At 71.6% G+C, this 6,629-nt stretch carries 6 protein-coding genes and 1 pseudogene; 3 read left to right on the forward strand and 4 right to left on the reverse strand.

The features are described 5' to 3' along the window. Nucleotides 1–343 precede the first annotated feature (343 nt). Nucleotides 344–916 (reverse strand): GNAT family N-acetyltransferase, encoded by a 573-nt coding sequence (locus ACLIYP_RS17755; RefSeq protein WP_412714111.1) that lies wholly within the window; start codon nt 914–916, stop codon nt 344–346. Between the two features lie 332 nt (nt 917–1,248). Here ACLIYP_RS17755 and ACLIYP_RS31030 point away from each other — a divergent pair. Together ACLIYP_RS31030 and ACLIYP_RS17770 are read left to right on the forward strand one after the other, a co-directional pair. Further along, a pseudogene (locus ACLIYP_RS31030) lies at nt 1,249–2,841 on the forward strand (ISL3 family transposase). Between the two features lie 40 nt (nt 2,842–2,881). Further along, nucleotides 2,882–3,355 (forward strand): hypothetical protein, encoded by a 474-nt coding sequence (locus ACLIYP_RS17770; protein ID WP_139238174.1) that lies wholly within the window; start codon nt 2,882–2,884, stop codon nt 3,353–3,355. A gap of 106 nt (nt 3,356–3,461) precedes the next feature. Here the strand turns inward: ACLIYP_RS17770 and ACLIYP_RS17775 are convergent, their stop codons facing one another. The 3 genes from ACLIYP_RS17775 to ACLIYP_RS17785 form a co-directional block, all read right to left on the reverse strand. Further along, the gene (locus ACLIYP_RS17775; RefSeq protein ID WP_412714113.1) at nt 3,462–4,454 is read right to left on the reverse strand and encodes an NADPH:quinone oxidoreductase family protein; all 993 of its coding nucleotides are present in this window, start codon (nt 4,452–4,454) and stop codon (nt 3,462–3,464) included. Nucleotides 4,455–4,599: 145 nt separating this feature from the next. Then, entirely contained in the window at nt 4,600–5,208 is a 609-nt protein-coding gene (locus ACLIYP_RS17780) for a TetR/AcrR family transcriptional regulator (RefSeq protein ID WP_412714114.1), read from the reverse strand. Nucleotides 5,209–5,235: 27 nt separating this feature from the next. Beyond that, nucleotides 5,236–6,015: an SDR family oxidoreductase gene (locus tag ACLIYP_RS17785; protein WP_412714115.1), complete on the reverse strand. Its 780-nt coding sequence runs from the start codon at nt 6,013–6,015 to the stop codon at nt 5,236–5,238. Between the two features lie 195 nt (nt 6,016–6,210). Here ACLIYP_RS17785 and ACLIYP_RS17790 point away from each other — a divergent pair. Further along, nucleotides 6,211–6,629: hypothetical protein (locus ACLIYP_RS17790; protein WP_412714116.1), on the forward strand; the 419-nt coding region annotated here is incomplete at its 3' end.

Genomic DNA, 6,629 nt, shown 5'->3' on the forward strand with positions numbered 1-6,629 from the left:
CGTTGCCCGCGCTCGGCTGATGCCGGCGGCCGTCGGGGCCTCGCGGATCATGGGCGGGGTGGGCATCCTTCCTCGCCAGAGGTAACGCTCACCTGCGATCTCGAAGCCGTGGCTCAGATGGAGCCGGATCGCCCGTTCGTTGCAGTCGGCGCCCCCAGCCGGATGCGTGCGGAACCTGCCCGGGCGAAGAACTCGGCCATCAGGCGGCCCCGCGGGCTACTGGATGCTCCAGCGGCGCGGACGGCCGGGACCGGTGGGGCGGGCGAAGACACTGAGCTTGCCGGAGCGGCCCACGGTGACTTCGGCGGGGGTGCGGACCGAAAGACGGGGGCAGGTCCCGGTCCTAGTGGCCGGCCGTCGGCGTGGCCGTCGGGTGCCACTCGCGGCGGAGGATGCCGAAGACCCAGGAGTCGGAGACATCGCCGTTGACGACGCAGTCCTCGCGGAGAGTGCCTTCGCGGACGAAGCCGAGCTTCTCCAGGACCCGGGCGGACGCCACGTTGCGGGTGTCGGTCTCGGCCTGGACGCGGTTCAGGTCCAGGGTGTCGAACGCCCACCGCAGGACGGCGTGCGCGGTCTCCGTGGCGTAGCCGTGGCCCCATGCGGCGGCGTCGAAGACGTAGCCCAGGGAGGCGCTGCGGAAGTCCGGGTTCCAGCTTGTCAGGCCGCACCAGCCGATGAACGCACCGTCGCGGACGCGGTCGACGGCCACCCGCGCTCCCGTGCCTTCCTCCTCGATCCTCCGGCAGGTCGCGATGAAGCGCTGGGCGCGGGCCGGTTCGGTCCACGGCGGGGAGTCCCAGTAACGCAGCACGTGGGCGCTGCTGTGCAGCGCGTAGAGCGGCGCCGCGTCGGCGTCGGTGAACGGCCGCAGTCGCAGGCGGGCGGTGTGCAGCTCGGGGGTGGTCAATGCCATACGGAGCATCCTGCCGCATCACGCTCGCCCCCGGTCATCCGTTTGTCCGGACGGCCGGGGGCACGCACATCCCCGGTGACACCGGACGCGCCGCATGGGCGGTGAGTCCGCGGTACGCGATCAACCGGGCTGGTGGACATTTCGATTCCCTCTCGGGCGGCTGCTGCCTCCCGGACCGGTGCACATCCGCTGCCCGCTCCCGGGGTCTGGCGCGACTTCCGTGAAGCGTGCACGCTGAGTGACGGCCGCCGCTCCAAACAGGCTTCGGGAAGTTGCCTGAAAACGACCGGAGCCCGTCTTGGTGTGGTCGACAGTGCGGCGTCGTGGAAGCGATGTCGCCCCGTCTGGAGGGCCTGCTGTTCCCGTCCACCGCGGACGTGTCGGTGCTGTCGCTGGATGTGAGCCACGAGGCGATACGCGTCGACGTCAGCAGTACGTCGGTCGGGGCGGCATGCCCGGACTGTGGAAGCGAGTCGTCCCGGGTGCACAGCTCTTACCTGCGGTTTCCCGCGGACGTGCCGAGCGGGGGACGTCTGGTGGTCCTCCGACTGCGAGTCCGGCGGTTCTTCTGTCCGCAGTCTTCGTGTGCTCGGCGGACGTTCGCTGAGCAGTTGCCGGGGCTGACCCGGCGGTACAGCAGGTGGACGGAGCGGTTGCGGTCGACTCTCGCCGCGGTGGGGCTCGCCCTCGCCGGCCGGGCCGGCGCCCGGATGGCGAGGGCCTTCGGGTTGTCCATCAGCCGCAGCGCACTCTTGCGGCTGCTCGATGTCTTGCCCGAACCCGCAGTCCCGGCCCCGCGGGTGGTTGGTGTTGATGAGTACGCCACACGCAAGGGACGGGTCTACGGCACGGTGCTCGTCGATGTCGAGACCCGTCGGCCGGTGGATCTGCAGCCTGACCGGGAGGCGTCCAGTCTGGCTGCATGGCTGGCGAAGCGACCCGGGATCGAGATCGTCTGCCGGGACCGCGCGCCGTTCTTCGCGGAAGGCGCCACAGCCGGGGCACCCCAGGCGACGCAGATCGCCGACCGCTGGCATCTGTGGCACAACCTCGGCCAGGCCGCTGAGCGGGCTGTCGCCCGCCACCGCCAGTGCCTTCGCGTCCTCGTCCCCGATCGCGAGGGGAAGGCCGATGAACCTGCGCCGCCCGAGGAGAAGGCGGGCTCTCCATGGCGGAGCGAGCGGTTCGCCAACCGGGTCCGAGCCAGGCACCCACGGTCCACGCGCTGCTGGACGCCGGCCACAGCCGCCGTTCCATCGGGCGCCAGCTGAACATGACCCACCGGACCGTCAAGAGCCTCGCCGACGCCGCCAGGCCGGAAGACCTCTTTCGCGGCCAGTGGCAGCACAACAGGACCTCCGTCCTCGACGAGTACAAGCCCTACCTGGACGAACGCTGGGGGCGAGGGCTGCACCAACGCCTGGAAGCTCCGGGAAGAGATCGTTCCCTTGGGCTACCGAGGCAGCTACGGCCGGGTCAGCGCCTACCTGCGAGAGAAGCGCACCTCGCCACGGCCGGTCACCGCGCAACCGCCGGCACCCCGCGTGGTGACGAGATGGATCCTCAGCCGGCCCGAGACGCTGACCGAGATCGAACAGATCCGGCTCAAGGCCGTCCTGGCCAACTGCCCTGAACTCGATGCTCTGACCGATCACGTCCGCTCCTTCGCCCAGATGCTCACCGAGCGGCAGGGGGAACGACTCCCGCAGTGGCTCGACGCCGTCCGCCAGGACGACCTGCCCAGCCTCCACACTCTCGCGGCCGGCATCGACCGAGACCGCGACGCGGTCATCGCGGGCCTTACCCTGCCCTGGAGCTCCGGCGTCGTCGAAGGACACGTCAACCGGATCAAAATGCTCAAGCGCCAGATGTTCGGCCGCGCCGGCTTCGCCCTCCTCCGCAAGCGCGTCCTGCTGGCGGAGTGAGAGCTTCCCTGGCCTGCCAACGGCAGAGATCATGGTCGGTATGAATAGCCGGTCCGAGCAGGACACAACTGACGACAGCGACGTTCCTCGGCCGAAGTGGACCGAGGAGATAGACCTTCAGACCGTTGACGCTGCTGGCCTGGTGCGTCACGTCACCATCTGCCTCAGTGATCCCTCCACCGCTCTCATCGCGCTCCTCGATGCTCACTCGCGCACAGAGTTCAGCGGGACCGACTATCTCGACTGCCTTTCCCAGGCCCGGCAACAGCTCGAACGTGACGGTCGCCTCCTGTGCTGCCAGGGAGCCCGCCCCAACGTCCACCCTTCCGGACAACTGCGACAGTTCACCAACGGCCGGCAGGCATACGTCCGCCACTCGGAACGGCAGAGCGAGGGCTCTGAGATAGTCGACATCTTCGCCCCGGCACCCCCCGAAGACGTCGTGAATCTCGACGACCAGCGAGCAGCAATAATCAGCTCCTGGAACGCCCGGCACCCGGGAAACCAGATCTGACCCCCTCACAGCCGCAGTCACTCTGCGTGGGCATCACGCAACTCGTGCCAGAGCCCGCTCCCGCGCGGACAGAGCCACACTGTGCAGGCGGGCGGGCCGGAGGGGCTCAGGGCTGGATGACGACGCGGCCGGTGGTGGTGCCGTCGGCGACGCGCTGGACGGCGTCGGCCGCGCCCTCCATCGGTACGCGCTCGCTCACCAGCGGCTTGATCGCGCCCTGTTCGGCGAGCCTGGTCAGCTCCTGGTGGCAGGCGCGGACGGCGGCCGGGTCATGGGTGTTGTACAGGCCCCAGTGCAGGCCGAGGATCGCGTAGTTCTTCACCAGGGCGTGGTTGAGGCCGGGTGCGGGGATGGTGCCGCCGGCGAAGCCGACGACCACGATCCGGCCCTCGAAGGCGACGCACTTGGTTGATGCGGTGTACGCGTCGCCGCCCACGGGGTCGTAGACCACGTCCGCGCCGCGGCCGCCGGTGGCCTCCTTGACCGCCTCGGCCAGGCCCTTCACGCCGTCGGCCGCGCGCCGGTCGATCACCGTGTCGCAGCCCAGCTCCTTCGCCACCGCCACCTTTCCGGGGCCTCCGACGACGCCGATCACCTTCGCGCCCGCCGCCTGGCCGAGCTGGACGGCGGCGCTGCCCACTCCCCCGGCGGCGGCGTGGACCAGCAGCGTCTCGCCGGCCTGGAGGCGGGCGCGGCGGTGGAGGCCGAACCAGCCGGTCTGGTAGCCGATGTGGAGGGCGGCGGCCTCGGCGTCGTCCAGCGCCTTCGGCGCCGGGGCGCAGCGGGCCTCGTCGACCGCCACCAGTTCGGCGAGGGCGCCGTGGGGGAGGTCGGGCTGGGCGATGACCCGGGCGCCGACGGCGGTTGCCGTGCCCTCGCCGGCCGCCACGACCTCGCCGCACAGCTCCACGCCGGGGGTGAAGGGCAGCGGGGGCCGTACCTGGTAGTGGCCGCGGCACAGCAGCGCGTCGGGGAAGTTGACGTTCGCCGCCCGTACGCGCAGCAGGAGGCGGCCGGGGCCCGGCTCGGGGTCCGGGACCTCCTCCAGCCGCATCACATCGCGTGGTTCGCCGTTCTCGTGGACGCGCCATGCCTTCACCTGAGGCCTCCGCCCTGGTCGTGGACCGTGTGGGGTCGTGTGTCGTGGGTCCGGAATCGTGGGTCGTGGGTCGTGCCGGGTTCTCCGGGTGGTCCGCGAGGGCGCCGGGGCGCCGGGCTCGCGGGTCGCGGGTCGCGGCAGGGGCTTACGGCCGCAGGGCCCGCAGCAGCAGGTCCGCCAGGTGGTCGGCGACCTCCTGCGGGGTCATGCGCCCGCCGGGCCGGTACCAGGTGCTGAGGTGGTGGACGGAGCCGAAGTGGTAGTCCACCACCAGGTCGGCCGGGGTGGCGGTGGAGAACACCCCCGCCTCCTGCCCCTCCTCGATCAGGGCGCGGAACCGCTCGTGGTAGCGGCGGCGCTCGGCCCGCACCTGCTTCTGCTTGTCCTCGCTGAGCTGGTGCATGGAGCGGAAGAAGATCGAGGCGTCGTCGAGGTTGTCGATGGTGGTGACGACGACGTCGGCGGCGGCGTCGCGCAGCCGCTGCTCCACGGGCGCGTCGGAGGAGGCGAAGGCGTCCAGCCGCTCCTGCTGCAGGCGCAGCACCCGGCCGTAGATCTCGTGCAGCAGATCGTCCTTGGAGCCGAAGTAGTGGTAGAGGGCGCCCTTGGTGACGCCCGCCGCCTCGACGATCTCCTGGACGGAGGTGCGGTCGTAGCCGCGGTCGGCGAACAGCCGGGTGGCGGCGGCCAGCAGCCGCTGCGGGACAGGCTGGGTGGGGGCGTCGTCCTGCCGCTGGTTCGCCGGGCTCGTCATGGCGGTTCCTCCTGCTTTTCTCTGGCCTTACCGGACCTGCTGGTCCCGCTGGATTGTCTCCAGCTTCCGCTGCACATGATTCATGCCGTCCAGCCACTTGTCGGTGTCGGATGCCCGCGCGACGGCGTAGCGGCCGACCTCCGGGTGCGGCAGGACCAGGAAGCGCCCGGCGTCGACGGCCTCCAGGGTGGCGCGGGCGACGTCCTCCGGCTCGATGGCCGTGGGGCTGAGCACCAGGTCGCCGGCGGTCGAGGCGGAGGCGAGCATGTCGGTGCGCACGCCCTGCGGGCACACGGCGTGGACGTCGATCCCGCGGTGGCGGTAGGTGACCGACAGCCATTCGGCGAAGGCGAGGGCGGCGTGCTTGGAGACGCTGTAGGGCGCGGAGCCGACCATGGTGAGCATCCCGGCGGCCGAGACGGTGGCGACGAAGCGGCCGCGGCCGCGCTCGAGCCACTCGGGCAGCAGTTCGCGCGCCGCCCGGACGTGGGCCATGACGTTGACGTCCCAGGCGGCGTCCCAGACGGCGTCCTCGGCCTCGGGGCCGCCGGCGGGGGCGATGCCTGCGTTGGCGCAGAAGACGTCGATACGGCCGCCGAGGGCCTCGCGGGCGGCGGGGACGATCCCCGAGGCGTCGCCGGGCACCGCGGTGGCGCCGATCTCCCGTGCGACGGCCTCGGCCTTGGCCGCGTCGAGGTCGTTGACGACGACCCTGGCGCCGCGTGCGGCGAAGGCGCGTGCGAGGGCGGCTCCGATGCCGCCGCCCGCCCCGGTCACCACGACGCCCGCGTCCCGCAGGTCCTCCATGTGCCCACCCTTCGTCTCGTTCCGGTCGCCGGCGGTGGCCGTCTTCCGGCCGCTCCCGGTGATCCACCGATTCCCTGCACAGACTAACCAGTCGGTATGTGGCATCGGAAGATTCGGGGGCACACGGATCCATTGGAGGGTCCGGTACGTCCCAACGATGACGGCTGTGGTCACTTACGTCGGAGGTGGTACGCGTTGGCCGGTTTCAATGCCCTGGCAGAACAGGTCCGTGATCCAGAGAGAGACCCGTCCCAGCGCAGGCAGGCCCTGCGCAAGTGCCTGGAGCGCTTCGCCCCCTACGGGCACCGCGCCACCTGGCACCATCTGTGCGCCCGCGCGGGCATCTCCCCCGACGACCGCAGCCCCGATCCGGAGCGGCTGGTGGCCGCCCTGGAGGAGTTGGAGGAGGCCCGGGAGGTGTGGCTGGCGTACGAGCGCGACTTCGCGCGGCGGCGCAGGGAGCAGAAGCACGTCGGCGTCCGGCAGCCGCCGGGCGACGCCTGGCACCGCCGCTGCTGGGGCGGTCGCGGGCTGCTGCCCGTCGAGGACCCCGGCGCCGCGCCGCCCGCCCCGCTGGCGGAGGTGCTGCGGCGGCTGGTCGCCGAGGCGGAGGC

Origin of the sequence: Streptomyces nanhaiensis (assembly GCF_046614825.1) — a bacterium.
GTDB classification, from domain to species: Bacteria; Actinomycetota; Actinomycetes; order Streptomycetales; family Streptomycetaceae; genus Streptomyces; species Streptomyces radiopugnans.